The organism is Caballeronia sp. SL2Y3 (assembly GCF_022879575.1).
Taxonomy (GTDB): domain Bacteria; phylum Pseudomonadota; class Gammaproteobacteria; order Burkholderiales; family Burkholderiaceae; genus Caballeronia.
Genome location: NZ_CP084261.1, coordinates 1,130,464 through 1,155,642 on the forward strand (window position 1 = coordinate 1,130,464; position 25,179 = coordinate 1,155,642).

A 25,179-nucleotide genomic window follows, 5' to 3' on the forward strand; every position below is an offset into this window, starting at 1 on the left:
CCGTGATGCAGGTCAGCGAGGCTGGCTTATGAAGATTCGTGTGCTGGGCTCGTCGGCAGGCGGCGGATTCCCGCAATGGAACTGCAACTGCCGCAATTGCGACGGCGTGCGTCGCGGCACGATAGCGGCGCGGGCGCGCACGCAGTCTTCCATTGCCGTCAGCGATAACGGCGAGGACTGGCTGCTCGTCAATGCTTCGCCGGACATACTCGCGCAGATCGCGGCAAATCCCGAGCTGCAGCCCGCGCGCCGCGTGCGCGATACGGGCATCGCGGCGGTCATCGTGATGGACGCGCAGATCGATCATGTCACCGGTCTTCTGATGCTGCGCGAACGCGGCACGCCGTTGCCGCTCTATGCCACCGACGCCGTGTGGCAAGACCTTTCGACCGGCTTTCCGGTCACGTCGATTCTCTCGCATTACTGCGGCGTCGAACATCGGCGCATTGCGCTCGACGGCGCCGCGTTGAGCGTGCCGGAACTGCCGCGCGTGCAGATCGAAGCGCTACCGCTTTCGAGCAAGGCGCCGCCTTACTCGCCGCACCGCGAAGCGCCCGAAGTGGGCGACAACATCGGCCTCGTGTTCACGAACAGCGCAACGGGCAAGCGAGCGTTCTATGCGCCGGGGCTCGGCGCGATCGAACCGCATGTGCTCGAGGCGATGCGCGGGGCCGACGTCTTGCTGATCGATGGCACGGTATGGACCGACGACGAAATGATTCGTCTGGGCCTGACGAAGAAGACCGGCGCCGACATGGGTCATCTCGCTCAGAGCGGCGCAGGCGGCATGATCGAAGTGCTCGATTCAATCGCGCGCGCGGAAATGCGCAAAGTGCTAATCCATATCAACAACACGAACCCGATTCTCATCGAAGATGGTCCTGAACGCCGCATGCTGTCGGAGCATGGCATCGAAGTGGCGCACGACGGCATGAGCTTCGAGCTATGAAGAATCCCTGGAGAACGATGAATGTCTGACCACCCGTTCACGCCGATGCTCAACCCCACGACCGGCCCGCACTTCACCGCAGTGGAGACCGCGGAGCCAGCGTGGACGCGCGAACAGTTCGAAGAACAACTGCGCGCGAAAGGCACGGCGTACCACATCCATCATCCGTTCAATGTGAAGATGAATAGCGGTGGATGCTCGCCCGAGCAGATTCGCGGCTGGGTCGCTAACCGCTTCTACTATCAGATCAACATTCCGCTGAAGGACGCGGCGGTCATGTCCAACTGCCCGGACCGCGAGACGCGCCGCCGCTGGGTGCTGCGCATTCTCGATCACGATGGCTATGAAAATCAGCCGGGCGGCATCGAAGCGTGGGCGCGCCTGGGCGATGCAGTGGGTCTATCGCGCGACGATCTGTGGTCGCTTCGGCTCGTCACGCCCGGCGTGCGCTTCGCCGTCGACGCCTACGTGAATTTCGCGCGGCGCGCCCCGTGGCAGGAATCGGTGTGCTCGTCATTGACGGAGATGTTCGCGCCGCAGATTCACAAGGATCGCCTGGCGACATGGCCCGAGCATTACAAGTGGATCGAAGCCGATGGTCTCGCTTATTTTCGCTCGCGTGTGTCGCTCGCGCAGCGCGATGTCGAACACGGTCTCGAAGTGACGCTGGCTCACTTCACGACACGCGAGCAACAACAACGCGCGCTCGACATTCTGCAATTCAAGCTGGATATTCTCTGGACCATGCTGGATTCCATCGAAAAGGCCTTTCCGTCATGAGCGATACGAACCCGACGCAGCGTGTCCAGGAAGCCGTCGAAGCACCGGATGACTCACTGCATCCGAAGCTCAAGCGTCTCTTTCGCCTGCAATGGGAGCCCGCGCAGGATGCGCACGTCCTGCTTTATCCCGAAGGCATGGTGAAGCTCAACCAAAGCGCCGCGCAGATTCTTTTGCGCTGTGACGGCACGCGCGACATTCCCGCGCTCGTCGCGGATCTGGAACAGGCGTTCAACGCAAGCGGCCTCGGCGACGACGTGCGGGCGTTCATCGCCGGCGCACGTTCGCGCGGCTGGCTGGAGTAACGAGGCACAAGCAGAGGCACGAGCATGACCGATCTTTCCGAACCCGTTGCGAAGCCCGAGCACGAAGGCGCGGCCATACCGCCGCCGCTCTGGCTGCTCGCCGAGCTGACGTACCGCTGTCCGCTGCATTGCGTGTTCTGCTACAACCCCGTCAATTATGCGGAACATACGCAAGAGTTGAACACCGAGCAATGGCTCGACACATTGCGGCAGGCGCGCGCGCTCGGCGCGGCGCAACTCGGCTTTTCAGGCGGCGAGCCGCTTCTTCGCGACGATCTGGAAACGCTCGTCGCAGAGGCACGCAAACTCGGCTTCTATACCAATCTCATCACGTCAGGCATCGGTCTCACGGACAAGCGTCTGACTGCTCTGAAGGACGCGGGACTCGATCATATTCAACTCTCGTTTCAGGACTCGACGCAGGAGCTGAACGACTTTCTCTCCAGCACGAAGACCTTCGAGTTGAAGAAGCGCGTGGCCAATCTCATCAAGGCCCACGGCTTCCCGATGGTGCTCAATTGCGTCTTGCACCGCTATAACCTGCCGCATATCGGCCGCATCATCGACATGGCGCTCGCGATGGACGCCGAGTATCTCGAACTCGCGAACACGCAGTACTACGGCTGGGCGCACGCGAACCGCGCGCAACTCATGCCGACCGCCGAGCAGTTGCAGGAAGCCGAAGCGGTGGTCGAGCGTTACCGGCGCGAGATAGGCGACAAGTGCAAGATATTCTTCGTCGTGCCCGATTACTACGAGCGTCGGCCGAAGCGTTGCATGAACGGATGGGGCTCCGTGTTTCTCGGCATCGCGCCGGATGGGGCCGCGTTGCCGTGTCATACGGCGCGCTCTTTGCCAGGCCTCACCTTCCCCAACGTGACGCAGACGCCGCTCAAAGACATCTGGTATGAGAGCGATGCTTTCAACCGCTTTCGCGGCTTCGGCTGGATGAAGGAGCCGTGCCGCAGTTGCGACGAGAAAGCCATCGACCTCGGCGGCTGCCGCTGTCAGGCGTATCTGCTCACGCAAGATCCGGCGAACGCGGACCCGGTATGCGACAAGTCCCCGCATCATGAACGGGTCATCGAAGTGGTGCGCGCGGCATCGGTGAGGCAGGAACCCGCGGAACAGCCCATCGTCTTTCGCAACGACGCTAACTCGCGGCGCATGGCGGCGGCACATCGTCCACTTGATTCGGACACCGAAGGATAGTCACATGACCGCCGACATCTCCGTGCTGCTGGTGGACGATCACGCTGTCGTGCGCGAGGGCTACAAGCGTCTGCTCGAACTGAGCCCCGACGTGAGCGTCGCGGGCGAAGCAGCGGACGCGGCGCAGGCTTATCAGAAGTTCTGCGCGTTGCAGCCGGATGTCGTCGTGATGGATCTTGCATTGCCGGGTGCAAGCGGCATAGAGGCGATGCGGCGCATGCTCGCACGCGAGCCGCAAGCGCGCGTGCTTATTTTCAGCGTGCACGAAGAAGCGATCTTCGTACGCCGCGCACTCGATGCCGGGGCGCGCGGCTATGTGACGAAAGCGAGCGCGCCGGACGTGCTCGTTGAAGCCGTGCGCTCCGTGGCGCGCCGCATCGGCTATCTGAGTCCCGACATATCGCAGGCGCTCGCCTTGCGCGAAACGATTCGTGAAGGCCCGCCGGGACGGCAGTTATCGGCCCGTGAATTCGAAGTCCTGCGTTTGCTGGTTCAGGGCTATACGTTGCCGAGCATCGCGGAGAAGTTGGGTCTGAGCCAGAAGACGGTGGCGAATCACCAGTCGGTCATACGCCAGAAGTTCGGCGCGGACAATGGCGTGCAGCTTGCGCAAATCGCGAGCCGCCTCGGTCTTCATTTTTCCGATTTCACCGGCGCAGCCGATGCGCCGTTCGGCTCGCTCGGCAACGGCACTCCTGCGTGAGCGGGCACGCGGGCGCAGAAGAGGAAACCTTTGCCCGGGCTGCTTGCAATGTGAAACTCGCCGCCGAGCGCCTCGACGCGCTCGCGCATGCCGACCAGTCCCAGGCCCTTGCGAGGTATCGTGAGGTCGATGCCGGGACCGTCATCGGCCATGGTGACGACGATTTCGTCCGCGCCTGAGTTCGCATTTTGCGGCGTGCGCACGAGATAGATCTCGACACGCGAATGGCGCGCGAACTTCGATATGTTCGTGAGCCCTTCCTGCACCAGCCGATACAGCGTGATAATGAGCGCATCGCTCAAGTGATCGAAGTCGCCTTCCACCGTCAGCGAAAACACCGCCTGCGGCAAGCGTTCGCGCCATCCTTCGATGCAATGTTCGAGCGCGGTCGGCAAGCCGAATTCATCGAGCCCGATGGGTCGTAGCTTGCGTATCATTCCGCCTATCTCGCGATACACATGCGTCGCGCTTTGCATCAACGCGAGAGAGAGCCGATGAATCTCCGCTTCCCGTCCGGCGGAAAGGTCGCGAATGCGCGCTGCATCGAGCGACATGGCGTTCAGGTATTGACCGAGTTCGTCATGCAATTCGCGCGCAAGATGACGACGCTCGTTCTCCTGCGCGGACATGGCCTGATTGGCGAGGCGGCGATTCTGCGCAAGCAGTTGCTCGGCTTCTTCTTCCAGCGTCTGACGCCGCCGCGCTTCGCGTTGTGCTTCCCTATAACGGCGCCATGCGAACCACGCCAGGCCGAGCGCCAGCACGACAAGCGTCGCCGGCATCTCGTCGAGCTGGAAACGCTCCGCGCTGCGCGTCCAGCGATATGTGAACTCGCTGAAGTCGAACGTCGCGAACAGGGCGCCCGCAATGAAGGTCACGGCGAGCACGCAGGCGAGATCGCGCACGACCGTCGAGCGCGGCGTACGAGTGGAAGGCTCTTTCGCAGGCGAGGAGAAGGACTCGGATGGCTTCACGCGAAACATTCTACGCACGCCTGCGACAGGCGGCGCAGTAGGCATCGCACGTTTGAGCGCTTCTTTCGATGAACGGGAGAATCTCCCTGATCAACGCGGCTTGAAGGGATACACCTTGGCCGGCCGCCGCTGCCGCAGTTCCGCCAGATAGTTCTCCACGAAACGGCTCAGCGCATGCGCTTTCAATTGTTCGAGCATGCGCATGGCGTCGCTCGGCGATTCCGGTCCCATGACCAGCGCGCCGACGCCGAGCGCGCCGAGATGCACGACCAATGCGCAGGAAGAGAGCGAGCCGGCATCGAAGAGACGCACTGCATCGGCGGCTTCGTCGTCGATCTCGACGCCTTCGTCTTCGCACACGTCGAAGCGCAACTCGCCGTGTTTGTCTATGGAGGCAGGCAGCCAGCGGCAATTGCCCGTGGCACCCTGAGACGCGATGAGCACGCGCTTGCGCATGGGTGTATCGCTGATGGTGTCAAACGCCTCGGCTAATGTATGCATGATTGTCCTCGCCGGCGAGCCTAACTGATACTAGCAGTCGGCCGCCGCGAGGCGCGACGTGGAATGCGCAATGATGCGCGGCACAAACCGAAACGGCCGTGCGCTCGAAATCAACGTCCGGTGATGGAGCCCGCACTCGGCGGATAGGTCACGATGCCCCATGCAAGCGGTACATCGTTTATCTGCTTGACGGTCGCGTAGTTCGAAGCATCGAGCACATAGACCGCGTTCGAACGGCCGCATGCGAGCAGCACCTTCGAGCCGTCGGGCGTGAAGCTGAAGTGCCAGCAACGCTGCCCGATCGGCGCGTCGCTCAAGTGTGCGTATGTGGAAGCATCGAAGACTTGCAGCGTCTTGTCGCGAGATGCGGCCACGAAGAGACGCTTGCCCGATGGATCGAACGACACGCCATAGGGTCCGGCTTTCGTATCGACGGTCTTCGCCGGCTTGAGGTCGTTACCCGCGAGCACCATGAACTTGTTCGCGTTCTCCAGCGTGACGACATAAGCCTTGCCATCAGGCGATGCCTTGATGCCGCGCGGGCGCGATCCCTTGGGCAGACTGACCGTGCGCACGAGTTGGCCGGTGCCGGCGCGATAGACCGATACCGTATCGTCGCCCTCGTTCGTGACGAGTATGAGCTTGCCGTCGCGTGAGAATTCGACGCCTTCCGTCTCATGGCCGCTCTTGACCGAACGCCCGACCTTCATCGTCTTCAAGTCGACAATGGCGATTTCCGCGGGCGGCGAATGCGCATCGTCGTCATCTTTCTGCGGCTCTCCGGGTTTCCCCGGCGCGCCGGATTCTCCCGGCTCATACGTGACATACGCCTCGCCCCCGTGTACGCGCACGAACTCCGGATTCTTGCCGATCTTCGCGCGGCGAAGCACGTTGCCGGACGCCGTATCGATCTCGGACAGATCGCCCGTCGACTTGTTGGCGACGTAAAGGCGCGTGCCGTCGCTGTTGAGGCTCAGGCCACGCGGACCGTCCTTGCCGACGTCGATGGTCTTCGTAAGCGACAGGCCGTCGAGATCGATCACGCCCACGCCGCTGCTTTCGCTCGTTACATAGGCGAGCGGCGCGGCCGCGTATGCGTGACTCGCGCAAACCAGCAGCGCGAATGTTATTAGCGACGCGAGTGAAAGGCGCGTCGGGTCGCAACTCACTTGCATGATCGTCTCCGGCTGAACGTTCTTCGTATCGTTTTTAAGGGCGTATTAAACGCCGGCCCTAGAGCCAACTTAGCGCAGGATCCCGCGTGCAGGCAACGCTGCATGTCGGGAGAAATTCCCGAAATACGGAGGGCGCATGTGACCGCATGCCTAACGCATGACAGACGCTTCGGTCGTCAGCAGGTCGACGAGCGCCTTCGCGCCGCGCTGCCACGACTCGTCCGTATTGCCGCGCATATCGACCGAACGCTGGAAGAGCGTGGCGCCACTATCGACGTCCTCCACGCGCAGATTGATATTGAGGATGAGGTTGCTGATCTTCTGCACCCAGCACACGCCGACGCGCGATACACCGAGTTCGCGCGCAACGCGAAGCTCGCAGCCATTGCAGGCGCTCATGTCCTGAGCGCGTTGAAGCGTTGCAATGAGATCGCTCGCCTGCGCGTTGTCCGTCACGTGTAAGGGCGTCTTCTCTCGCAGTTGCTCGCGCAGTGCGTTGCTGACCATCGCGAGCCGCTCGGTCTGTATGCGATTGGTGTCCGCATCGTTATAGGCGGCGTTGTCGTCGATCAATGTGCAATCCAGCAGCGCGATGGATTGTTGCGTGCGTTGCGCCTGCGCCTGTCCACTCAACGGCAGACCACATAGAACGAGTAACGCCAGCATACGGACGACGGATGTGATGGTCATGGTCTCGAACGTTGCATGGTGATGCAAGAGCCAACAGCATGCGCCGGTCTGTCGGCTTCTGTCCAACATTCCGGTACGCCTTGCATCGGGTGAGCGCGGCCTTCGAGCATCGTGGGCCATAGCCCGCGTGCCGACGCGAAGATGAGCGTCGCATTGGCATAGGCTTTGCAGAATTTCGCGCGAGCACTCGATGTGCTCGCCGCATATTCGATTCACCCACGCCACGCTGAGGAGAGACGCTATGAAGCCCGCTCTCGTCATTACCGACCTCACGCTCGACACCACCACGCGCCGCAACGAAGCGGTCCTTTCGCGGCAACAGATGCAGCAGATCGCCGGAGGACGGTCCGTTCTCGCGACTGTCGACGGCCGTTCGACCGCGGCCATCGACGACTGGCAGATGAATATCGTTTGAGATCGATGTCGATCGACTATAGCGGCGGCGCGAGTGCGTGCACGCGGGCCGCCACTGCTTCATCGATGCATTCGCCAATGGATTACTCGCGTCAAGAGGAGTAAGGTCATATTGCCGGCATGGCGAAACAGGAGACGATCATGACCGTCGACCTCTCTACTCAATGGCATGTCTTCGAATACGAAGGCTTCGATATCCACGTGCTTCCGCAACTCAAGGCCGGGTCAGAACCGGCGCAACGGTACGTCTTCATCGGCCATGTGTGCCTGCATGGCGCGAATGCAGACGTGCCCGGAGAAGCGGTTCACTTCCACTCCGATGGCGACGACGCATACAAGACCGCCGCAGACGCTTTAGACGATGCGCGGCATATCGGCAAGAGCATCGTGGATGGCACGCATCCCGACCTGTCCGTGCTGTCCATCGTCTCGCATCACCATCATTCCTGAGCTACATGACGACACCCATCGACGATGCTCGCATCGTCAGTCTCAGCGCCGTCACGCTCGCCACGCACGACATGGCGCGCGCCGTCGGCTTTTATCAGGCGCTGGGCTTTCGCATCGTGCACGGCGGTGCGAACGAGGCGTTCACATCGTTCGCGCTCGGCGACTCTTACCTCAACATCACGAGCGAAACGCACGGCCCCATTTCGTGGTGGGGCCGCATCATCTTCTATGTATCGGATGTCGATGCCTTCTATCGCAAAGTGAAGGCGCTCGGTATCGAGCCTCAGTTCGCACCGCGCGACGCGCCGTGGAACGAGCGCTACTTTCATCTCACCGATCCCGACGGCCACGAACTCAGCTTCGCGCGCCCGCTTTGAGCTGTCGAGCGTCACCGCGCGCTCCTGTTGCTATTACGCCAAATCGCGCGTACACGGCCAATTCAGGCGTACAGTTCAAGTGCTTTGTCATGAGTGTGGTGCGTTGCGGCAGGCGTCTTTTCATGGGACCGCTCAAGCGTCGAATGCCTTCGGCCGATATACAGCCATGAACGCCGCATGCAGGAGACTTAAGATGAAATGCGCGAACGAACGATCGCTTCGTTTTCTGGTCGAGAAATGGCTCGCGCCGGCAAGCGTGCCGGTCCATGTCAAGCAGTTCAGCCGCACGCGCGCCGATCATCGGCGTTTCGTGTGCGTGGAAACGATGCAAGGCACTGCGTCGAAGGCGCTGTTCTTCTTCCGTCACGACGACGGGCAATGGTGCGTCTATCCCGCCGCGCCGCGCAAAGAAAACATGCGCACTGAACGACTCGCGGCCTAGAGGCGCAGATTGTTGAAGAACTGAAACCACATCGCTCCGAGCGGGTTCGCTGCATGCGGCTCGTCGGCTTTGGGTTTCTCGGGTTCAGGCTCTGCGGACTGCTCTTCTTTCGCTTCGCTCGTCGCGGGTTCCTGACGCGACTCATGCAGCGCGACGACGCTTTCCGCAATACGACGCGCGGTGGGTTCATCGCAGTCCTGCCCGAGCAATACGCCGAACACGACGTCGCGGTTATGACCCTGCGATGCAAAGCGCATGGCAAGCGATACGCGCTTTGCGTAAAGTGCCTCACGCTCCGCTTCCTCTTCGCGCATGCGCGCTTCCCAGCGTTCGATTTCTTCGGCGAAGGTTCGGTCGTACACCTCGCGTTGCGCGGGGTCGGACAGAATCGCGTACGCTTCCTTCACTTCCTGGAAACGAGCCCGTGCCGCCTCTTCCTGACCGGCGTTGCGATCCGGGTGGCAGCGCATCGCGGCCTTGCGATAGGCGCGCTTGATCTCGTCTTCCGTGGCGTGTTCGTCGACGCCTAGCGTTTCGTATAACGTTGCCATGTGCGATCGTTGAGAAAGGACGCGAGGCATCGTAACACGCGAAAAATGGGGACTTTCCGCGGCTCGGCTATCGGCGCGTGCGGACGATGGAGTCGATGCTTGCCGGACCCAAGGCATCGTAGATGGCGCGCGCCGCACGCAGATAATGCGCGATATGCAGCCGGATGACGACGACCGCCGCCGCGAACAGCCCGAGCGTCACGAACACATACGCGCGCGGGTCGGGCACGAGGCCGAATCGCGTATGCAGCGCGACGAAGACGATCCACGCAAAGGCCGGCGCATGCAGCGTCCAGTGACGCTGCGCGAAGTGCCACGCCAGGCGTCGCACGTCGCTTCGCGCGCGACGGGTTAGACCTGCAAGTTCCGGGCGTCGATGAAAGAGAAACGGCATGACGTGACTCGCTGCGCCATGAACGCGTCATATGGCGCGTTGATAATGGCGGGCTTCGTTCCATCTAGCATACGCCGAGGCGACTCACTCACGATGGCGCTTTCTATCGACGATATCCGGCATCTCTTCGATACGCACGGTTCGATGGCCTACAGCGGCGAACCTGTCACGCAGTTACAGCACGCGCTGCAGACGGCGTGGCTCGCGGAAGAAGCGGGTGCGAGTCGTGAGTTGATCGTCGCGGCCCTGCTGCATGACCTCGGGCATCTGCTGAACGTGCAGGGCGAGACGCCGACCGAGCGCGGTATCGACGATCTGCACCAGTACTTCGCGCTTCCCTTTCTGCGGGCCGTGTTTCCTGATGCAGTGCTCGAACCGATTCGCCTTCATGTCGATGCTAAACGCTGCCTATGCGCGATGGATCCCGCGTATCACGCGCGGCTGTCGGCGGATTCGGTGCGCAGCCTGCAATTGCAGGGCGGGGTCTTCGATGCCGATGAAGCGCGCGCTTTCGTAGCACTGCCCTACGCGCGAGACGCCATGACCTTGCGACGCTGGGACGACGCCGCGAAGGACGCAAGCCGCGTCACGCCGCCGCTTTCGCACTATTTGGGGATCGCGGCGAGGGTTGCGTAGCGGGCAAGCGGTGCAACGACCCTTCGAGCAGACTGCGGTGCATGCACGCTGACTACACGATGACCACGCAGCCGCAACGTCCGTGAACGTCAAACAATCTTCTTGTAGATCGTTTTGACGGGACGATCTTCATGCCGCCTCGTTGGTTTCTGGTTTGTGCATTGCACAGCTGCTACCGCGATCGCACCGCTTCTTCTTGTTAGATCAAGAACAAGTGACAACGACGACGAACGTCTCCATGCGCTTCATCTGCATATCATGGCTGCTCGACGTACGGCCCTGGGTGGGAGATTGAACCGATCATCGGTGTCGCGTTGATACCGTCTACTAGACCCTCACTTACGCCCCACGTTACCACCAACGCCTTAGCAGAACGGAACAGGGCGTTAGCAAACACTCCCGGATTGAAAAGCCACGCCATGACCATGAGCTGATGCAGAGCCGCTAGATAACATGTCATGCCCCCAGCGACGAGCACACCGCCACCGAAATCGAAACTCAACGTGAGTCCAACGAAATCAGATGGTTCAAGCTCCTTTTGCGTGAAGCGAAATATCTTACCGCCACCGTCGAAATCGCTGGTCGCGCCCGTTCCAGCAAGGGTGCCGTCTTTCGAAATGAATCGAGGCAGCTTCAGTTCTGGAAGCTGAAAACGCGACGGCAGCCGCAGGCCCGGTCCCAATGCGAAACCACCCACCTGATAGTCGAATTTGAACGGACGCTTAGACGGGTCATTCAAAACAAACATTCCGTTGGACAATGTGACGGGTCCGACACCAGCGCTACCCCCCGCCGATGTCTCAAAGGTCCACTTACTTTCAATCATCGTTTTCGTTAACCCCCCATCCCTGCCGAGGAAAACCAAGCAATCCGCTCAGTATTAGAACCATTGCTGGAACGCCGCAAAACAAATGCAGGGACCAAACACCAAACAACGTGTTCATAGTTGCGTTGCCGGGTTGTCGTGGGTCGTAGCGTATCTCTACCTTGTCACCCACATCGACAGAATGAAACCAGCTACTTGTTGGAACAGAGATACGCTGTCCGTCCGAAGTCGTGAATGCGACTTCCGGGTGCTTACCGCCCGCGTTCAACTTGACGACTTCTGCAAAAGCCACTTTCGAAACGCGAACGAACTCGATGGTATTGGGAAGGAAGCTGAGTTGAATGCAGAACATGACTGTTCCGATAAAGACCCCATACCAATTAATAGGCCGTGACCTCAGGCTAATCACTCTCTTCACTGGCCCCCCATCTCGCGGAAAGTCCGCGCATCTCAGCGACAAGCAACCCCATGAACGGCCACGCTTGAAACAGATGCGCACCCCACACATCCCAAAGGGTATTGATCTTCGCGATGTGCGGTTGCTTCGGGTCGTATCGCATCTCCACCTTTTCACCCACGCTGACCGGCGACCGACTCTGCGCTACGACCGAGATGCGCTGTCCCTCTAGCGTCGTAAACTCGACCTGCGGATGTTGGCTATCTGAATTCAGTCTCACCACTTCGCCCGGAACCACCTGCGAAGTTCTCAAGAAATCCGTAGTGGAAGAACGAGCAGGTTGCTGCACAAACCAGATCGCCGCTCCAATGACGATGGCATATCGCCTGATAAGACGCTTGTTCTTCATCGCGTCAGATCGTATTCCACCGTTGCTTTCGGACCGGGCAGGCCAGCGACGCCTGCCGCGTACTCGTGCTTGAACTTGGTGAACGAGAGGTCAACCTGTTCGTAGTGTCCAGCCATGCAGCCGTATGGCTTGATACTCATGACCATGACGTTCTGTAGCGTCAGGCTAAGGAAGGGCTGAGGCGGAAGAAGCTTGCCGACGATGCCTGCCGCTTGCGGCTGTGCGGTCGGCTTGTTGGCCCTCAGCACAGCTTTGTTTGCCACCTTGTTCAGCACAAGATAGTTCAATAGTCCAGAGGACGCTAGACTCACCTCATGGACAAATGAGAGGTGTCCGACCGACGTTCTCTTGTGGGGCGACTGGTCGCGCGAATTGCGAAACAACTCCCAATCCCAGCTCACGACCTCGATCTCACCCTCATGGCCGAATACGGTCGACTCTCCGGTGATGCCGTCAATCTTGATATAGATATTGCTACCTGCCATCAACTACCTCTGCCGGTTGTCAAAAAACGTCGGAGCGACGTTCACAGTGTGGTCCATCCAAACCTTAATGAACGCACCACCACACAATTTGACGTGACACTACCTGCCGTCCGTTGAATTCAGGACACCTTCCTTTTATCGATTCCTCCCGGGCCATACCCGCGCCCCGTCCTCGCCATCGACGGCCACGCGGTCCACGTGCGTACGAAGATACTGGAGCGCCTCTACCACGCGCGCGGTCAGTGGGCTATATATGGCTCTGCTTACGCGGTCAATCAACCCTGGGGGTAACGGTCGTTGGCCACGCAGCCGAAACGCCGGTTCATGAGACGCGCAACAGCTTGCATCCTGAGGTCGAATCGGTCGGCCACCGCGGCATGAGCGCCAAGCAATGCGGAAGCTGCCGCCTTCCATGACCCCCGGGGCCGACTCCATTACCGCTAGAATGAAAGCATGCAAAGATTCCAAGGCCTTGGACCCTCCAAATGAACGGCGGCAACTTCCGCATCACCGCCGCCGTCGTCGCCAGCGCGCTCTTCATGCAAAACATGGACGGCACGATCGTCGCGACCGCCATCCCGACAATGGCCCGCGATCTCCACGTCGATGCCGTCCATCTGAGCAGCGCCATTACCGCGTATCTTGTCGCGCTGACCGTCTTTATTCCCGCAAGCGGCTGGGTGGCCGACCGCTTCGGCGCTCGACGCGTCTTCATGTGGGCCATCGCCACGTTCACTCTGGCTTCCATTGCCTGCGCCGCCGCGATGAACCTGCCGCAGCTGCTCGCGGCGCGCGTTGTTCAAGGACTCGGCGGCGCCATGATGGTCCCCGTCGGCCGCCTCATTCTGTTTCGCGGCGTCAAGCGCGAAGAATTGCTTCAGGCGACAACATGGCTGACGATGCCCGCGCTCGTCGGTCCGCTTCTCGGTCCGCCGCTCGGCGGCTTCCTCACCGACGCGCTCTCATGGCGCAGCATCTTCTGGGTCAACGTGCCGGTCGGGTTGGCCGGCCTGCTGCTGACGTGGCGGCTCTTGCCGCCTTCGCCGCCCGAAGCGCGCACGCCGCCGGACCTGCGGGGCATGGCGCTCTCGGGCGCATCGCTCAGTCTTTTCATGGTCGGGATAGAAAGCGCGGGCCGCCACGTGCTGCCGGACGGCGTGCCGTGGGTATGCGTCGTCATCGGCGTGCTGCTTTTCAGGGCGACGGTCGTGCATTGCCGAAAGACGCCGAATCCGGCCATCGACTTCTCGCTGCTTTCCATTCCGACGTTCCACGCCGCGACCGTGGCGGGCAGTCTCTCGCGCGCGGGTGCCGGCGCATTGCCGTTTCTCGTGCCGCTGACGTTGCAGACGGGGTTCGGCTATAGCGCGTCGGCGAGCGGACTCGTGACCTTTGCGAGCGCGCTCGGCTCGTTTTGCATGCGGCCGATGACCGCGCTCGCGCTGCAGCACTTTTCCGTACGCACGGTGCTGTGCGCGGGCAGCGTCTCGTTCGCCGCCGTGCTCGACGTCTGTTCGACGATGTCTCAAGCGTGGCCCGCCAGTGCGATTTTCGCGCTGCTGCTCGTCGGCGGTCTTGGCCGCTCGCTCAGTTTCGCGACGATGGGCGCGCTCGCGTTCGCCGACGTTCCCAAGTCGCGCCTCGCCGCGGCGACTTCGTTCCAGGGCACCGCGCAGCAATTGATGAAGGCGCTCGGCGTGACCGTCGCGGCGGGCACCATTCAGGCCACGGATGCTCGTCTCCGGCAGCGCGCAGACCGAACGGTGGCAGCTCGCTTGCGGATTCATCGCGACGGCGCTGCTCGTCCTCGCCTCGTTGCCGATGTTCGCGCGACTCTCGGACGACGCCGGCGAAGGCATCTCGGCTTCCTCGGCGAAGTAAATTCTTCCGGCTATCGAAACGATTCGTCGTATTTAAGACAAGTGACTGATCACAAAGGACATTTTGTGACGATATAATGCGGCACCGCTTACCTCGCTAGACCGATGCGCCGCACATTCTTACTCTTCGCCCTCGTTCTGACCTTCGCGAACACCGCCTTCGCTCAGGCAGACCCGCTCGCCGCCAGCGCCACGAACCCGCAAGAAGTCGTGCAGCAGGACTCCCGCCTCGACGCGGCGCGCCACAAAATCTCCGAAGTCATCACGCGCAAGTTCGGCGTCGCGCGCGAAAAAGCGCAAACGATAGCGAGCGCGGTCATGGCGTCCGCGTCGAAATACTCGCTGCCGCCGGCGCTGCTGCTCGCCATTATTTCAATCGAATCGCGTTTCAAGGAAACGGCAGTCGGCGCGAATAACGCAACCGGGCTCATGCAAGTGGTGCCGTCCGCGCACAAGAAGCTCGTGCGCAATGTGGACCTGACGGAGCCGGAGACGAATATCGAAATCGGCTCGTCCATCCTGCACGGCTATCTGAAATCCGCGCAAGGCGATGTCGACGCCGCGCTCAAGAACTACGGCGGTTCGCGTGCTTATGCGGAAAAAGTGAGTCTGCGAGCCAAGACGTTCGAGCCTGTGGCGGCTGTTTATTCAGCGTCCGCGCCTGCTCAGTAATAGCTTCTTGTTGTTTTTCTTGCGCGCCGCCGCGTGGCGGATGCCGCAAACTCCACGGCGATAAAACCCGCTTGCGCGCTGAGATGCGGCATTAGCCGCTTCGATGTTGTTCAACTGCTGTTACTGCGAGTTGTTGCCGTGCCCCATGCCGCCGGGGCTTTTGCTGCTCGAGCTACCCGTGCTGCCGGGGCCACTGCGTTGCATGGTGCCTTGGCCCATGCCGTTGTTCGCGCCGTTGTTGCCCATGCCGCTGTTCACGCCGGTACCGCTCGTGCCGTCGCTCGAACCGCCCATGCCGGTGCCGCCCATGCCGACGCCGCCGCCCTTGCCCGACGCGCTCGAGCCCGCTCCGGCCGAGCCATTGCCGCCCGCGCCCATTCCGCCTGCCGCGCCCGCGCCGCCGCCACCGCCTGCGCTACCGCCGCCGCCTGCACCGCCACCGCCGCCGCCCGCCTGCGCATAGACGCCGCCCGACAAGCCCAACACCAGCGCTGAAACCACCAGCTTCGTCCTGATCGCTTTCATTGCAAGTCTCCAAGAGTTAGCGTGCCGGCCGATGCAGCAACTCGCCACAACGGCCGCATTCATCAAGCGCAAGCAACGTGCCGCATCCGCCCGGCTCGCGGCGCTTCAATAGCCGTAGCCCGCAGGCGCGCACGGGACATAAGCGCGCCGGTAGCCGTCGTAGCAATAGCCGGCCGGCGGCGCGGGCTGCGCATAAGCTGGTTCCGCATAAGCCGGTTGCGCATAAGCCGGTTGCGCATAAGCCGGTTGCGCATATGCCGGCTGTGCGTACACCGGCTCCGAGTAGGCGGGCTGGGCATTCGCGACCGACGTGACCAATGCGCCCAGCACCGCGCCGCCGATCAATGCGCCGACGATGGCGCCGCCATCCCCTCCACCATGGCCATGACCGCCGCCGTGACCGTGTGCAGATGCCTGACCCGCCACGGACAAACTACCGATCATCAACAAGACAAGCGCTGCGCGTTTCATGACTTCTTCTCCGTTCCCGAATGCCGGGTGTATGGACGCATCTTAAGCAGGCGCTTTGGAAATAACTGCAGCAGTTGGTAACGGTGCATTTCAACGATTACAAATTCGGTTTGCTTCGGATTCCGAAGCATACCACGTGACAAGCTCGGGTAGATTTGCCGTCTCGTTACAAAGGCTCTCTTGACTTCGAACCCCTTGCGCACGCTTGCTGGAATCTGCACTCCCGACGTTGCATTTGCTCGCACCGGTTACGGTTTGTCACGAAAGCAAGGTCAACGGCGCGCGACCACGCGGCGTTTTCATCGTCACATGCCGATCATGGCGTGTCCAAAGAACGCAGGATCATAGGAGTCGAACATCATGAAGAAAATCGTCGCTGCTCTCGCATCCACGCTGCTCGTAAGCACTGTCTTCGCGCAAACGGCCGCATCCGACGCCGCCAAGGCGCAAGTCAAAGCTGATCATGAAAAGGCCGAAGCTCAGGCCACTGCCAACCACAAGAAGACCGATGCTCAACACGATGCCGCCAAGGCGCAGGCATCCGCCAACAAGGACAAGGCATCCGCTCAGGACGATGCCAACAAGGAAGCCGCGAAAGTAGCGCAGGCGACCACGCCGGAGCAAGCCTCCGACGCCCGCGGTGATGCCGCCAAGGCACAGGCGAAAGCCGACAAGAAGAAGCACGCTGCGCAGTCCAAGGCGGACAAGAAGAAGCAGGACGCAGCGCAAGATGCCAAGGTGGCGCAAGCCAAAGCCGACAAAGAGAAAGTCGAGGCACAAAGCGACGCAAACAAGGCGGCTGCCGATGCGAAGGTCGACGCGGCAAAGAAGTAAGGGAGGCCGGCGTTATCGCATCGCGCTTTGGGGCGCGTCGGCATAAGCGTCCCGTGCGTTGTGACATCTGGCGAGCCTGCGGGCTCGCTTTTTCTTTGGCGCTTGCTTGAACCGATTCGATGAAGCCTTCGAATCGCTTCAATTCACTCATGCGTTGGCTCGAAGGCGTCCAGGGCCCAGGCATTGACGCTGGCGGGCGCGAACGGAGATGACTCGTCCGCCTGTTGCCGGGCTCGCCGCAGAAAATGCAGGCGATAACAGCGCCTGCGGAGATGACGAAAATCGGGAGACCACCATGTTCGATGCACAATTCGTCGCGACGTTTTTGAATCGTTGTGCTAATCATTCGAGTGATGAAGACTTCGACTCTTACCTTGGCGTGTTGCGGGAAGGCAATCTGCAGTTCACTCATGAACTGGGCTACGTCGGAACGTCCAGGATTCCCGACATCAACGCCTGTCGTACCGAGTCGCTGATTTTCGGCGACGGCTCGCGCGCACTGCGTGTCGCGAAGCCCGATAGCGACACGGGCTGGTCTGCATGGACCGCGCTGCAACCGCTTCCGTGAAGCGCGCTAGATGAGGACATCGACCGAGTGCATTGCTCTCTGTATCTCCGGCGTGCTGATCCACGCTGGATCGCGAATGGCGTCGATCAAGCAATCGACAAAGCACTCGGCCGCCGCGCTGCGCGGCTGTCCCGTTCGCGTGATCACCCCGACGATCGAGTCGTCGAGTTGCTCGCGCAAAGGTATCGCGCAGAGCGATTCGCGTGCCGCGCAGCGTTCGACGAGCGGCCACGGAAAGATGCTGACCATATCCGTTCTTTTTAGCAACGACACCGCAACCGTCAGCGAATGCAGGAAATGAACGCTGTGTGGCGCCGGCAAGCCGTGTTTCGCGAACATCGTGTATGGCGCGAGCCCCTCGGTCTCCGGATCGAGTGCGACGAGCCAGTCGGCATCGAGAAGATCGGCAAGCGACCGGGTCTCACCGCGAGGATGACCTTGCCGCGCGACGACCGCGAGCGTCGTCAGGAAAAGCGGCTTGAACGCGAACTCCGACGCAATCTCGCCCGGCGCCTGACGCCCGATGTGGATATCGAGACTGCCGTCGCGCAGGCGCGGATTCGCAATCGCCAGCAATCCCTCGAAAAATTCCAGCTGCACGTGGGGCATGATCCGTCGAAACCGCAACACGGCTTCGGGCAGGAACGTCATCGCGACCCACGCCGTCACCGCAATTGAAAGCCGTCCGCGCGCCTCGCCCCGCATCGCGTTGACAGCCTGGTGCGCGCGCTCGATCTGTCCGACGATCAGGCGTGCGTGTTCGAGAAGGGTCCGCCCGTCTGACGTGAGCGTGACTCCGGACGGCGTGCGTGCGACGAGACGGAGCCTGAGATCGCCTTCGAGCTGTTGGAGGCTTTGCGTGATCGCGGCCGGCGACGCATGGAGCAGCCGCGCGGCGCCACGCACGCTGCCTGTATCGGCGACAGCGACGAGCGCGCGAAGCTGGTGGATCTTCATGCCGAGCGGCAAGCTGGCGATCCCGGCCCGCACGAAAGCGTCGCCTTCCCCGTCGCGAGATTCATCCGATATATGCCGTCAGTGGCGGGCGCGCGCAGTATGGTGAGCGGCCCCTCGTGCACGCTGTAGCCGATGGTTTCGTGCGTGACGAAGAGACGCCTGTAGTCGGCGCATAGCGCGTAGCGGCCATTCGGCGCGGTCACCGTCGCGGCAATCCGAATGGAGTGAAGCAAACGCATCGGCGAGGTCCTTGACGAAAGTTTGACGTAAGGATATCGCTGCGACTCGCACTAATAAAATTCGAATTTGTCGCGAGGCTATTCACTTTCGATATACGCTGCGTCGGCGCGACGCGCGGTGCATCTTCGTTCGACAGATTACGAAACACATGACCCGACCGTTGAATTTTCAGCTCATCCAGTCATTTCGCGCCGTCGTGCAGCAAGGCACCACCACCGGCGCAGCAGCGATGCTCAACACGACGCAGCCTTCCATCAGCCGCCGCCTCTCCGAGTTGCAAAGATTCTCGGGCCTCAAACTGTTTGAAGTGCATCAGGGCAGGTTGAGACCGACAAGCGAAGGGAAGCTGCTGTACAAGACCATTCAGAAGCACTTCGACGGACTCGAGAAAATCGAGTCCGTGGTATCGCTGCTGCGCAAGTCGGGCACGGGCGCGCTGTGCCTCGGCTGCACGCCCACGCTGGGAGTCGGGCTGCTGCCGCAGGTCGTTCGGGCGTTCAGAACGCAGTTTCCGGAAACCTACATCAACATTCAGACGCTCGCCACGACGCAACTGACCGACTTGCTGCGCCAGGATCTGTTCGATCTCATTCTGACCACGGGCAAGCTCGACGAGCAGGACTTCGGGACGACGGTCGTGAAGACGATGCCGGCCGTATGCGTGCTGCCGCCGGGCCATCGGCTCGAAAGCGAACCGGTGGTACGCGTTGAGATGCTGCGGTCCGAGCCGTTGCTTTCGCTTGGTGAGATGGACGACCTCACGATCGACATCGAGAACCTGCTTCTCGCGCACGGCATGCCAGCCGAGTTCTCGATTCAGACCACTTCGTCGATCACGATCTGCGCGCTGGTGGCAGCCGGCAACGGCGTAGGCATCGTGAACCCATACGTCGCCAACACGTTCGCCGAGAAGTTGTCGATCAGGCCGCTCATGCCGTCTATCGACGTCGCCGTGCGCATGGCCATGCCCTTGCACGCGGCTCCGTCTTTGCTGGCGCGCCGCTTCGTCGAAGCGCTCGATGCGCATCTGCATACGCTCGGCTCGGATGTGTGCGGACGAGAGTGAGGCAGCAGTCTATAACGAACTGCTCAATGGACGCGCTCGCCACCCGTCTCATGTTCGACGCCCGCGCGATGCTGGCTCACCGCCGACGCAGCCCTTAACGCGCGCTCGCGCAGCAAGAGCCGCGCGCTATGCACAGCGGTCAGCGCGACTGCGATCCATATCGGCCCATACGTTCCTAACTGACTCGCGGTGAACGGTTCGCCGAGCAGCAAGACCGCGACAGCCACCAGCAACACCGGTTCGACATAGCCGAGAATGCCGAACAGCACGAGCGGCAAATAGCGGCTTGCCCGCAGATAAGAGCCGAGCGCAATCGTGCTCAACGCGCCGAGGCCCGGCAGCAAGACGCTCCATAGAAGCGGCGAGTCCGCGACGACGGCGAACGAACCGCGCACGATGAGCGCGATCACGCAGACTGGAGCCAGCATCATCATTTCGATGGCGAACGCCACGAGCGGATCGACGTTCAGCCGCCGCCGCAGCATGAAATAAGGCGGATAGCCGAGCGACACGACGAGCGTGGGCCAAGCGAACGCACGCGTTATGAAGAACTCGTGCGCCACGCCGAGCGCAGCCGCTGCCACGCCCGCCCATTGCAGCGCGTCGAGCGGTTCGCGGTAGTAGAGGCGCCCGATGAGAACCATCGCGAGCGGCAAAAGAAAATAGCCGAGCGACACTTCAAGCGCGCGTCCATGCAGCGGCGCCCACAAGAATATCCATAGCTGCACGCCGAGGAGCGCTGTGCAGACAACGAAAGCCGCGAGCAGGCGCACGTTTCTGGCGAGGTTCGCCACGAGCGCGCATAATTGCGGCCATCGTTTGGAGAGCGCCACCAGCAGCAGCGCACCCGGCAACGTCCAGACAATGCGCCATGCAAAAATGTCGAGTCCGTCGAGCGGCGCAAGCCATTTCGTATAGCCCGACAGGAGCGCGAACAAAGCGGAAGCGGCGACGGAAAGCGCAATGCCGCGTCCGAGGACATGCTGATTCATCGAAAGAAGCGCGAGGCGCCGAGTGGTTGCGTTGGCCGGCGAAGCGGAAGAACTGCGCATTCTAACGTCGTATCGCGCGAGCACCGGCGCATGAACCGCGAATAGGCCTGAACTCGCTGCACCGGGACGTTGTCTTAAACCGTCTATGCCCACGGGCAATCCAGAAGTCCACAGAAAGTCGAGCACCGCGCGAAGCCGCCGCTCACGTCATTGCATCAGCCGCATCCGAACGCCGTGCCCGATTCACACAAGCACGCGAAGAAAACGCCGCATCGATGGAGACGTCATGACTCAAGCTGCCCCGTCGCCCCGCTTTTCCAGTGCCTTTGCCGAAGCCGTTCATGCCGGCTTGTCCAAGCGCCCGCAGAAAGAACTGCCTTCGATGTATCTGTATGACGAAGTCGGCTCTGCCCTCTTCGAAGTGATCACTGCGCTGCCGGAATACGGCGTGACGCGCGCCGAAGAACGCGTGCTGAAGGCGCATGCCGCCGACATCGTGGCCGCGCTGCCCGGCAACGTGAAAGTCGCGGAACTCGGCAGCGGAAGCGGACGCAAGACACGCCGCATTCTAGAAGCACTGTGTAAAAAGCAGCCGACCGCCTACTACCCCATCGAAATCTCGCGCACGGCTTTGCAACTATGCCGTCGCGAACTGGGCGATATCGAGCGCATTTCGATCGTCGGCTACGAACGCGACTATCTGGCCGGCCTGTCCGAAGTAAGCGCCCGGCGTAACAAGGGCGAGCGGCTGCTCGTGCTATTTCTCGGCAGCACCATCGGCAACTTCGCGCGCCTTGCGGCCACCAAGTTCCTCCAGTCGATCCGCAGCATGCTGGAACCCGGCGATGCGCTTCTGCTCGGCACCGATCTGATCAAGCCCTTGCCCGTGCTGATCGCGGCCTACGACGATCCCATCGGCGTGACGGCGGCGTTCAATCTGAATCTGCTCGCGCGCATCAACCGCGAGTTGCACGGCGACTTTCCGCTCGACGCGTTCGAACACGTCGCGCGCTTCAATCCCGACGCGCGCAGCATCGAAATGCACCTGCGCGCGAAGCGTCCGTTGACGGCGCGCGTGCGCGATGCCGGCTTGCACGTCGACTTCCGCGAAGGCGAAACCATCTGGACGGAAAGCAGCCACAAGTACGCAGCCGAAGAAGTCGCGCCAATCGCCATCGATGCGGGCTTCGAATGCACGCACCAATGGCGCGACGACGAATGGCACTTCGCGGAGAGCCTGCTGGTCGCGCGCTAACGCGTGCCGCTCAGTGCTGCTCAGTGCTGCTCGAAGCGTTCGTAGCGCTTTTCGACGTACCGCTCTTCGCTGAAGAAATCGGTGACGCGGGCATGCGGCGGCCCGCGTCGCAGCCATTCCAGCATTAGATCGACTTGATTCGCCGCGCCCTGAATGACGGCTTCCACCGAGCCGTCGTTGAGATTCGCGACATAGCCGCGCACGCCGAGCGCATGCGCGCGCCGCACGGTGTGATGGCGAAACCCGACGCCCTGCACCACGCCTTTCACACGCACGTAATAGGTTTCGATCCTCGTATCGAGATCCGGGCCGGACATCATGCAATTCCTCGTGACTGATTCATACGCCGCATTGTAGTCACGCGCGCGAATCCGCGTAGACCGCGCGTTCGAACTTGCGCGTCCGGACTTGCGCGTTCAGCCTAGACGAAACGTCTGCACGTTATCGTCCCGATCGCCCGCAGTGGGACGCGCCACGCGAGGCAGCGTGACTTCGAAAATGGTGCCCGTCTCCGCGGACGAGCGCACTTTCACATCGCCGCCGTGCATCCGCGCGATTTCCCGCGTGATGTAAAGGCCGAGGCCAAGCCCGCCCGATTCATGCTGACGCCGCCCCGACCGATACGGCGCGAAGATGTTCGGCACCACGTCGGGCGGGATCTCGCCCGCGTTCTGCACGATGATGCTGACGTTCTGCGCGCCGCCTTCGAGCCGCACCTGTATCGCCGCGCCTTCCAGCCCGTGCTGCAGCGCATTGCCGATCAGATTCGAGAACACTTGCGAGAGCAGATCGCCGTCGGCTTGCAGGAGCGTATCGCCCTGACGCAGCACGAAAATGCGTCCCTTGCCGACGCGCGCCTCGTATTCCTCGACGATATTCTTCGCAAGCGTGCTGAGTTCGACCGCTCGCGGCTGCAACGTCACGCGGCCGCCGCGCAGCCGCGCGAGGTTCAGCAACTGATCGACCATGCGGACCATGCGCATGCCGCTCGACTTGATGCGCGTGCCGATATTCGCGACGTTCTCGTCCTTCACGAAGCGCGACAGATATTCGGCCGACGCGATTACCGCCGACAGCGGCGTGCGCAGGTCATGGCCGAGCACGGCCATCAGCATCTCGTTCGCATCGAGCAGCTGCTGCACGGTGGCGAGTTGCGTCGCGAGCTGTTGCTTCTGCCGTTCGATCTGAATGAAGACATCGACCTTCGAATTGAGGATGCGCGAATCGAACGGCTTGTAGAGGAAGTCCACCGCGCCCGCTTCGTAGCCGCGAAACGTGCGGTTCGTGTCCTGCGCCGTCGCGGTCAGAAAGATGATCGGCACGTGCGCGGTGCGCGGGCTGCCGCGCATGAATTCCGCCAGCTCGAAGCCATCCATGCCGGGCATGTTGACGTCGAGGATGGCGAGCGCGACTTCGTGCTTGAGCAGGAGTTCGAGCGCAGCCGGACCCGATTCCGCCTTCAGCACCGACAGATCCGGCCGCGCGAGCGACGCTTCGAGCGCGGTGATGTTGTTGCGGATGTCGTCGACGATCAGCACATGAATGGGTTGCGTCATCTGGTGACTCCTTGCCTTCGTTGTTGCGTGTCGAACGTCTTATCGGCGCGCGCGTCCCGCGAGGCGCACGACCATGTCGTCCAGCGTGAGAATGTCCTGCACCGCGCCTTGCGCGATGGCTCCGAGCGGCATCGCGGTCGCGGAGGCCGTCTTCGGGTCCTGCGCCCAGCATAGGCCGCCTGCATCGCGGATCGCGCGTGCGCCGCGCGCGCCGTCGTCGTTCGCGCCCGAGAGCACGATGCCGAGCAGCCGCTTGCCGTACGCATGCGCCGCCGATTCGAACAGCACGTCCACCGATGGCCGCGAGAAGCGCACCGGCGGGTCTACCGACAGCGCGATAGCAGGCGGCTCGCCGCCTTCGGCCTCGACCATCATGTGATAGCCGGGCGGCGCGAAATACACGGTGCCAGGCGCGATCTCGTCCTTGTCGAACGGTTCCACCACGCGCAGCCGGCAGCGTTCGGCGAAGAGCGCGGGCAAGAGGCTCGGCTGACCGTGCCGCACATGCACCACGATCAGCACCGGCGCCGCGAAGTCGCGCGGCAACTCGGGCAGCAGCAGGTTGAGCGCCTCGACGCCGCCCGCGGATGCGCCGATCACCACGGCGTCGAAGGCATCGGGGATGGCTGCGGGGCTCATCGCTATACCTTCTGATAAAGCCGCTCGCGCGCGTTGAAATCCGCGAAGCGGTCCGTGTGTCTGGAAAAGCGCAGGCTTTCCTTGCTGCCGAGTCCGAGAAAGCCGCGCCGCACGAGCGAATCGCTGAACAGTCCGAGCGCGCGGTCCTGCAACGCGCGATCGAAATAGATCAGCACGTTGCGGCACGAAACGAGGTGCGCTTCCAGAAACACGCTGTCGGTGGCGAGGCTGTGATCCGCGAACACGACGCGCGACTTGAGCGTCTGCGAGAACTTCGCCGCGCCGTACGCCGCGTGATAGTAGTCCGACAACGAACGTTTGCCGCCCGCCGCGAGGTAGTTCTGGCTGAAGCCCGCCATGCGCTCCAGCGGATAGATGCCGCTCTCCGCCTGCCGCAACGCCTCGGCGTTGATGTCCGTCGCATAGAATAGCGTGCGCTCCGCGATGTTCTCCTCGGCGAACAGCACCGCGAGCGACCACAACTCTTCGCCGCTGCTGCAACCCGCGACCCATACCTTGATGGACGGATACGTCTGCAGAATCGGCACGACTTGCTCGCGTATCGCGCGGAAATAGCTCGGGTCGCGGAACATTTCGCTGACCTGCACCGTGAGGTACTGAAAGAGCCGCGCGAAGAGCGCCGGTTCGCGCAGTATGCGCTCCTGCAACTGCGAAAGCGTTTCGCATTCCAGGTCATGCACGGCCTGCGCGAGCCTGCGCCGCAGCGAACTCACCGAGTAATGCCGGAAGTCGTGCTGATACTTGAGATAAATGGCTTCGAGGAGCAGCTTCAGTTCGATGTCGAACGTGGCGTCTTCCTCGTGCTTGCTGTCGTTCATCGGATCGAATGTCGG

At 61.8% G+C, this 25,179-nt stretch carries 34 protein-coding genes and 1 pseudogene; 16 read left to right on the plus strand and 19 right to left on the minus strand.

From position 1 onward, the window contains the following. The first annotated feature begins 28 nt into the window (after positions 1-28). Genes pqqB through LDZ26_RS18555 form a run of 5 tightly spaced genes read left to right on the plus strand, consistent with a single transcriptional unit; the run spans position 29 to position 3,949 of the window. Entirely contained in the window at positions 29-949 is a 921-nt protein-coding gene (gene pqqB, locus LDZ26_RS18535; protein ID WP_244849600.1) for a pyrroloquinoline quinone biosynthesis protein PqqB, read from the plus strand. Positions 950-994: 45 nt separating this feature from the next. After that, a complete protein-coding gene (gene pqqC / locus LDZ26_RS18540) occupies positions 995-1,729 on the plus strand; it encodes a pyrroloquinoline-quinone synthase PqqC (RefSeq protein WP_244850321.1) in 735 nt (244 codons plus the stop codon). After that, positions 1,726-2,034, plus strand: coding sequence for a pyrroloquinoline quinone biosynthesis peptide chaperone PqqD (gene pqqD, locus LDZ26_RS18545; RefSeq protein ID WP_244849601.1), 309 nt, complete (start codon positions 1,726-1,728; stop codon positions 2,032-2,034). The genes pqqC and pqqD overlap by 4 nt, the downstream gene beginning before the upstream one ends. A gap of 24 nt (positions 2,035-2,058) precedes the next feature. Further along, on the plus strand, positions 2,059-3,246 hold the full coding sequence (pqqE, locus tag LDZ26_RS18550; protein ID WP_244849602.1) for a pyrroloquinoline quinone biosynthesis protein PqqE: 1,188 nt from the start codon (positions 2,059-2,061) through the stop codon (positions 3,244-3,246). A 4-nt stretch (positions 3,247-3,250) separates the two neighbouring features. Then, the gene (locus LDZ26_RS18555) at positions 3,251-3,949 is read left to right on the plus strand and encodes a response regulator transcription factor (protein WP_244849603.1); all 699 of its coding nucleotides are present in this window, start codon (positions 3,251-3,253) and stop codon (positions 3,947-3,949) included. Here the strand turns inward: LDZ26_RS18555 and LDZ26_RS18560 are convergent. The 4 genes from LDZ26_RS18560 to LDZ26_RS18575 form a co-directional block, all read right to left on the minus strand. Beyond that, positions 3,880-4,932 (minus strand): ATP-binding protein, encoded by a 1,053-nt coding sequence (locus tag LDZ26_RS18560; protein WP_244849604.1) that lies wholly within the window; start codon positions 4,930-4,932, stop codon positions 3,880-3,882. The genes LDZ26_RS18555 and LDZ26_RS18560 overlap by 70 nt on opposite strands. An 81-nt stretch (positions 4,933-5,013) precedes the next feature. Then, positions 5,014-5,424: a hypothetical protein gene (locus tag LDZ26_RS18565; RefSeq protein WP_244849605.1), complete on the minus strand. Its 411-nt coding sequence runs from the start codon at positions 5,422-5,424 to the stop codon at positions 5,014-5,016. A 110-nt stretch (positions 5,425-5,534) separates the two neighbouring features. Then, positions 5,535-6,599: a beta-propeller fold lactonase family protein gene (locus LDZ26_RS18570; protein ID WP_244849606.1), complete on the minus strand. Its 1,065-nt coding sequence runs from the start codon at positions 6,597-6,599 to the stop codon at positions 5,535-5,537. Positions 6,600-6,749: 150 nt separating this feature from the next. Further along, positions 6,750-7,289, minus strand: a complete 540-nt coding sequence (locus LDZ26_RS18575) for a DUF3280 domain-containing protein (RefSeq protein WP_244849607.1) — start codon at positions 7,287-7,289, stop codon at positions 6,750-6,752. 241 nt (positions 7,290-7,530) lie between these two features. On the opposite strand from LDZ26_RS18575, the gene LDZ26_RS18580 reads away from it, so the two are divergent. From LDZ26_RS18580 to LDZ26_RS18595, 4 genes are all read left to right on the plus strand, one after another. After that, entirely contained in the window at positions 7,531-7,704 is a 174-nt protein-coding gene (locus LDZ26_RS18580; protein ID WP_244849608.1) for a hypothetical protein, read from the plus strand. A gap of 140 nt (positions 7,705-7,844) precedes the next feature. Continuing rightward, positions 7,845-8,153, plus strand: a complete 309-nt coding sequence (locus tag LDZ26_RS18585; protein ID WP_244849609.1) for a hypothetical protein — start codon at positions 7,845-7,847, stop codon at positions 8,151-8,153. A 5-nt stretch (positions 8,154-8,158) separates the two neighbouring features. Further along, positions 8,159-8,530 (plus strand): VOC family protein, encoded by a 372-nt coding sequence (locus LDZ26_RS18590; protein WP_175940734.1) that lies wholly within the window; start codon positions 8,159-8,161, stop codon positions 8,528-8,530. A 193-nt stretch (positions 8,531-8,723) separates the two neighbouring features. After that, on the plus strand, positions 8,724-8,972 hold the full coding sequence (locus LDZ26_RS18595) for a hypothetical protein (RefSeq protein WP_206468891.1): 249 nt from the start codon (positions 8,724-8,726) through the stop codon (positions 8,970-8,972). On the opposite strand, the gene LDZ26_RS18600 is transcribed toward LDZ26_RS18595, so the two are convergent. Beyond that, positions 8,969-9,523, minus strand: coding sequence for a J domain-containing protein (locus LDZ26_RS18600; protein WP_244849610.1), 555 nt, complete (start codon positions 9,521-9,523; stop codon positions 8,969-8,971). The genes LDZ26_RS18595 and LDZ26_RS18600 overlap by 4 nt on opposite strands. Positions 9,524-9,590: 67 nt before the next feature. After that, positions 9,591-9,854 (minus strand): hypothetical protein, encoded by a 264-nt coding sequence (locus LDZ26_RS18605; protein ID WP_244849611.1) that lies wholly within the window; start codon positions 9,852-9,854, stop codon positions 9,591-9,593. Between the two features lie 156 nt (positions 9,855-10,010). Between LDZ26_RS18605 and LDZ26_RS18610 the strand changes: the two genes are divergently transcribed. Then, complete coding sequence (locus tag LDZ26_RS18610) at positions 10,011-10,553, plus strand: phosphonate degradation HD-domain oxygenase (protein ID WP_244849612.1); 543 nt, start codon at positions 10,011-10,013, stop codon at positions 10,551-10,553. Positions 10,554-10,809: 256 nt separating this feature from the next. Here the strand turns inward: LDZ26_RS18610 and LDZ26_RS18615 are convergent, their stop codons facing one another. The 4 genes from LDZ26_RS18615 to LDZ26_RS18630 are packed head-to-tail and all read right to left on the minus strand — an operon-like array spanning position 10,810 to position 12,670. Further along, positions 10,810-11,379, minus strand: coding sequence for a hypothetical protein (locus LDZ26_RS18615; protein ID WP_244849613.1), 570 nt, complete (start codon positions 11,377-11,379; stop codon positions 10,810-10,812). Next, complete coding sequence (locus LDZ26_RS18620; RefSeq protein WP_370650708.1) at positions 11,372-11,887, minus strand: DUF3592 domain-containing protein; 516 nt, start codon at positions 11,885-11,887, stop codon at positions 11,372-11,374. Before LDZ26_RS18620 ends, LDZ26_RS18615 begins: the two co-directional genes overlap by 8 nt. Continuing rightward, positions 11,781-12,185, minus strand: coding sequence for a DUF3592 domain-containing protein (locus LDZ26_RS18625; protein WP_244849615.1), 405 nt, complete (start codon positions 12,183-12,185; stop codon positions 11,781-11,783). Before LDZ26_RS18625 ends, LDZ26_RS18620 begins: the two co-directional genes overlap by 107 nt. Next, positions 12,182-12,670: a type VI secretion system tube protein Hcp gene (locus LDZ26_RS18630; protein WP_244849616.1), complete on the minus strand. Its 489-nt coding sequence runs from the start codon at positions 12,668-12,670 to the stop codon at positions 12,182-12,184. The genes LDZ26_RS18625 and LDZ26_RS18630 overlap by 4 nt, the downstream gene beginning before the upstream one ends. A gap of 485 nt (positions 12,671-13,155) precedes the next feature. On the opposite strand from LDZ26_RS18630, the pseudogene LDZ26_RS18635 reads away from it, so the two are divergent. Next, positions 13,156-14,551, plus strand: a pseudogene (locus tag LDZ26_RS18635) (DHA2 family efflux MFS transporter permease subunit). Positions 14,552-14,655: 104 nt separating this feature from the next. Beyond that, entirely contained in the window at positions 14,656-15,222 is a 567-nt protein-coding gene (locus tag LDZ26_RS18640) for a transglycosylase SLT domain-containing protein (RefSeq protein ID WP_244849618.1), read from the plus strand. 120 nt (positions 15,223-15,342) lie between these two features. Here LDZ26_RS18640 and LDZ26_RS18645 read toward each other — a convergent pair whose 3' ends face one another. Both LDZ26_RS18645 and LDZ26_RS18650 read right to left on the minus strand, forming a co-directional pair. Then, entirely contained in the window at positions 15,343-15,747 is a 405-nt protein-coding gene (locus LDZ26_RS18645) for a hypothetical protein (RefSeq protein ID WP_244849619.1), read from the minus strand. A gap of 105 nt (positions 15,748-15,852) precedes the next feature. Beyond that, positions 15,853-16,218 (minus strand): hypothetical protein, encoded by a 366-nt coding sequence (locus tag LDZ26_RS18650; protein ID WP_244849620.1) that lies wholly within the window; start codon positions 16,216-16,218, stop codon positions 15,853-15,855. Between the two features lie 360 nt (positions 16,219-16,578). On the opposite strand from LDZ26_RS18650, the gene LDZ26_RS18655 reads away from it, so the two are divergent. Then, positions 16,579-17,052 (plus strand): hypothetical protein, encoded by a 474-nt coding sequence (locus tag LDZ26_RS18655; protein ID WP_244849621.1) that lies wholly within the window; start codon positions 16,579-16,581, stop codon positions 17,050-17,052. A gap of 208 nt (positions 17,053-17,260) precedes the next feature. Continuing rightward, on the plus strand, positions 17,261-17,620 hold the full coding sequence (locus tag LDZ26_RS18660; protein ID WP_244849622.1) for a hypothetical protein: 360 nt from the start codon (positions 17,261-17,263) through the stop codon (positions 17,618-17,620). Between the two features lie 6 nt (positions 17,621-17,626). Here the strand turns inward: LDZ26_RS18660 and LDZ26_RS18665 are convergent, their stop codons facing one another. Next, positions 17,627-18,577 carry a LysR substrate-binding domain-containing protein gene (locus LDZ26_RS18665; RefSeq protein WP_244850323.1) on the minus strand — a complete coding sequence of 317 codons (951 nt, stop codon included), beginning with the start codon at positions 18,575-18,577 and terminating at the stop codon, positions 17,627-17,629. Further along, positions 18,574-18,816, minus strand: a complete 243-nt coding sequence (locus tag LDZ26_RS18670) for a hypothetical protein (RefSeq protein ID WP_244850337.1) — start codon at positions 18,814-18,816, stop codon at positions 18,574-18,576. Before LDZ26_RS18670 ends, LDZ26_RS18665 begins: the two co-directional genes overlap by 4 nt. Before the next feature lie 149 nt (positions 18,817-18,965). Between LDZ26_RS18670 and LDZ26_RS18675 the strand changes: the two genes are divergently transcribed. Beyond that, positions 18,966-19,883, plus strand: a complete 918-nt coding sequence (locus LDZ26_RS18675; protein WP_244849623.1) for a LysR substrate-binding domain-containing protein — start codon at positions 18,966-18,968, stop codon at positions 19,881-19,883. A gap of 23 nt (positions 19,884-19,906) precedes the next feature. Here LDZ26_RS18675 and rarD read toward each other — a convergent pair whose 3' ends face one another. Further along, a complete protein-coding gene (rarD, locus tag LDZ26_RS18680) occupies positions 19,907-20,875 on the minus strand; it encodes an EamA family transporter RarD (protein WP_244849624.1) in 969 nt (322 codons plus the stop codon). A gap of 286 nt (positions 20,876-21,161) precedes the next feature. Between rarD and egtD the strand changes: the two genes are divergently transcribed. Further along, positions 21,162-22,130 carry an L-histidine N(alpha)-methyltransferase gene (egtD, locus tag LDZ26_RS18685; protein WP_244849625.1) on the plus strand — a complete coding sequence of 323 codons (969 nt, stop codon included), beginning with the start codon at positions 21,162-21,164 and terminating at the stop codon, positions 22,128-22,130. A gap of 20 nt (positions 22,131-22,150) precedes the next feature. Here egtD and LDZ26_RS18690 read toward each other — a convergent pair whose 3' ends face one another. The 4 genes from LDZ26_RS18690 to LDZ26_RS18705 form a co-directional block, all read right to left on the minus strand. Continuing rightward, positions 22,151-22,447, minus strand: coding sequence for an acylphosphatase (locus tag LDZ26_RS18690; protein WP_175942315.1), 297 nt, complete (start codon positions 22,445-22,447; stop codon positions 22,151-22,153). Positions 22,448-22,546: 99 nt separating this feature from the next. Further along, positions 22,547-23,686 carry a hybrid sensor histidine kinase/response regulator gene (locus tag LDZ26_RS18695; RefSeq protein ID WP_244849626.1) on the minus strand — a complete coding sequence of 380 codons (1,140 nt, stop codon included), beginning with the start codon at positions 23,684-23,686 and terminating at the stop codon, positions 22,547-22,549. A gap of 39 nt (positions 23,687-23,725) precedes the next feature. Continuing rightward, complete coding sequence (locus LDZ26_RS18700; protein ID WP_244849627.1) at positions 23,726-24,325, minus strand: chemotaxis protein CheB; 600 nt, start codon at positions 24,323-24,325, stop codon at positions 23,726-23,728. Between the two features lie 2 nt (positions 24,326-24,327). Next, a complete protein-coding gene (locus tag LDZ26_RS18705) occupies positions 24,328-25,164 on the minus strand; it encodes a protein-glutamate O-methyltransferase CheR (protein ID WP_244849628.1) in 837 nt (278 codons plus the stop codon). Positions 25,165-25,179 lie beyond the last annotated feature (15 nt).

What these genes read in the sequence shown, in the direction of transcription:
- LDZ26_RS18565 (WP_244849605.1), bottom strand. Translation starts at nt 5,424, where the DNA reads ATGCATACATTAGCCGAGGCGTTTGACACCATCAGCGATACACCCATG.
- LDZ26_RS18675 (WP_244849623.1), top strand. Translation starts at nt 18,966, where the DNA reads ATGACCCGACCGTTGAATTTTCAGCTCATCCAGTCATTTCGCGCCGTC.
- LDZ26_RS18630 (WP_244849616.1), bottom strand. Translation starts at nt 12,670, where the DNA reads ATGGCAGGTAGCAATATCTATATCAAGATTGACGGCATCACCGGAGAG.
- pqqB (WP_244849600.1), top strand. Translation starts at nt 29, where the DNA reads ATGAAGATTCGTGTGCTGGGCTCGTCGGCAGGCGGCGGATTCCCGCAA.
- LDZ26_RS18560 (WP_244849604.1), bottom strand. Translation starts at nt 4,932, where the DNA reads ATGTTTCGCGTGAAGCCATCCGAGTCCTTCTCCTCGCCTGCGAAAGAG.
- LDZ26_RS18585 (WP_244849609.1), top strand. Translation starts at nt 7,845, where the DNA reads ATGACCGTCGACCTCTCTACTCAATGGCATGTCTTCGAATACGAAGGC.
- pqqD (WP_244849601.1), top strand. Translation starts at nt 1,726, where the DNA reads ATGAGCGATACGAACCCGACGCAGCGTGTCCAGGAAGCCGTCGAAGCA.
- LDZ26_RS18620 (WP_370650708.1), bottom strand. Translation starts at nt 11,887, where the DNA reads ATGTGTGGGGTGCGCATCTGTTTCAAGCGTGGCCGTTCATGGGGTTGC.
- LDZ26_RS18695 (WP_244849626.1), bottom strand. Translation starts at nt 23,686, where the DNA reads ATGACGCAACCCATTCATGTGCTGATCGTCGACGACATCCGCAACAAC.
- LDZ26_RS18705 (WP_244849628.1), bottom strand. Translation starts at nt 25,164, where the DNA reads ATGAACGACAGCAAGCACGAGGAAGACGCCACGTTCGACATCGAACTG.
- LDZ26_RS18590 (WP_175940734.1), top strand. Translation starts at nt 8,159, where the DNA reads ATGACGACACCCATCGACGATGCTCGCATCGTCAGTCTCAGCGCCGTC.
- LDZ26_RS18610 (WP_244849612.1), top strand. Translation starts at nt 10,011, where the DNA reads ATGGCGCTTTCTATCGACGATATCCGGCATCTCTTCGATACGCACGGT.
- LDZ26_RS18670 (WP_244850337.1), bottom strand. Translation starts at nt 18,816, where the DNA reads ATGCGTTTGCTTCACTCCATTCGGATTGCCGCGACGGTGACCGCGCCG.
- LDZ26_RS18650 (WP_244849620.1), bottom strand. Translation starts at nt 16,218, where the DNA reads ATGAAACGCGCAGCGCTTGTCTTGTTGATGATCGGTAGTTTGTCCGTG.
- LDZ26_RS18555 (WP_244849603.1), top strand. Translation starts at nt 3,251, where the DNA reads ATGACCGCCGACATCTCCGTGCTGCTGGTGGACGATCACGCTGTCGTG.
- LDZ26_RS18600 (WP_244849610.1), bottom strand. Translation starts at nt 9,523, where the DNA reads ATGGCAACGTTATACGAAACGCTAGGCGTCGACGAACACGCCACGGAA.
- LDZ26_RS18615 (WP_244849613.1), bottom strand. Translation starts at nt 11,379, where the DNA reads ATGATTGAAAGTAAGTGGACCTTTGAGACATCGGCGGGGGGTAGCGCT.
- rarD (WP_244849624.1), bottom strand. Translation starts at nt 20,875, where the DNA reads ATGAATCAGCATGTCCTCGGACGCGGCATTGCGCTTTCCGTCGCCGCT.
- LDZ26_RS18660 (WP_244849622.1), top strand. Translation starts at nt 17,261, where the DNA reads ATGACTCGTCCGCCTGTTGCCGGGCTCGCCGCAGAAAATGCAGGCGAT.
- LDZ26_RS18575 (WP_244849607.1), bottom strand. Translation starts at nt 7,289, where the DNA reads ATGACCATCACATCCGTCGTCCGTATGCTGGCGTTACTCGTTCTATGT.
- pqqE (WP_244849602.1), top strand. Translation starts at nt 2,059, where the DNA reads ATGACCGATCTTTCCGAACCCGTTGCGAAGCCCGAGCACGAAGGCGCG.
- LDZ26_RS18690 (WP_175942315.1), bottom strand. Translation starts at nt 22,447, where the DNA reads ATGTCCGGCCCGGATCTCGATACGAGGATCGAAACCTATTACGTGCGT.
- LDZ26_RS18625 (WP_244849615.1), bottom strand. Translation starts at nt 12,185, where the DNA reads ATGAAGAACAAGCGTCTTATCAGGCGATATGCCATCGTCATTGGAGCG.
- LDZ26_RS18655 (WP_244849621.1), top strand. Translation starts at nt 16,579, where the DNA reads ATGAAGAAAATCGTCGCTGCTCTCGCATCCACGCTGCTCGTAAGCACT.
- pqqC (WP_244850321.1), top strand. Translation starts at nt 995, where the DNA reads ATGCTCAACCCCACGACCGGCCCGCACTTCACCGCAGTGGAGACCGCG.
- LDZ26_RS18645 (WP_244849619.1), bottom strand. Translation starts at nt 15,747, where the DNA reads ATGAAAGCGATCAGGACGAAGCTGGTGGTTTCAGCGCTGGTGTTGGGC.
- LDZ26_RS18665 (WP_244850323.1), bottom strand. Translation starts at nt 18,577, where the DNA reads ATGAAGATCCACCAGCTTCGCGCGCTCGTCGCTGTCGCCGATACAGGC.
- LDZ26_RS18640 (WP_244849618.1), top strand. Translation starts at nt 14,656, where the DNA reads ATGCGCCGCACATTCTTACTCTTCGCCCTCGTTCTGACCTTCGCGAAC.
- LDZ26_RS18580 (WP_244849608.1), top strand. Translation starts at nt 7,531, where the DNA reads ATGAAGCCCGCTCTCGTCATTACCGACCTCACGCTCGACACCACCACG.
- LDZ26_RS18700 (WP_244849627.1), bottom strand. Translation starts at nt 24,325, where the DNA reads ATGAGCCCCGCAGCCATCCCCGATGCCTTCGACGCCGTGGTGATCGGC.
- egtD (WP_244849625.1), top strand. Translation starts at nt 21,162, where the DNA reads ATGACTCAAGCTGCCCCGTCGCCCCGCTTTTCCAGTGCCTTTGCCGAA.
- LDZ26_RS18595 (WP_206468891.1), top strand. Translation starts at nt 8,724, where the DNA reads ATGAAATGCGCGAACGAACGATCGCTTCGTTTTCTGGTCGAGAAATGG.
- LDZ26_RS18570 (WP_244849606.1), bottom strand. Translation starts at nt 6,599, where the DNA reads ATGCAAGTGAGTTGCGACCCGACGCGCCTTTCACTCGCGTCGCTAATA.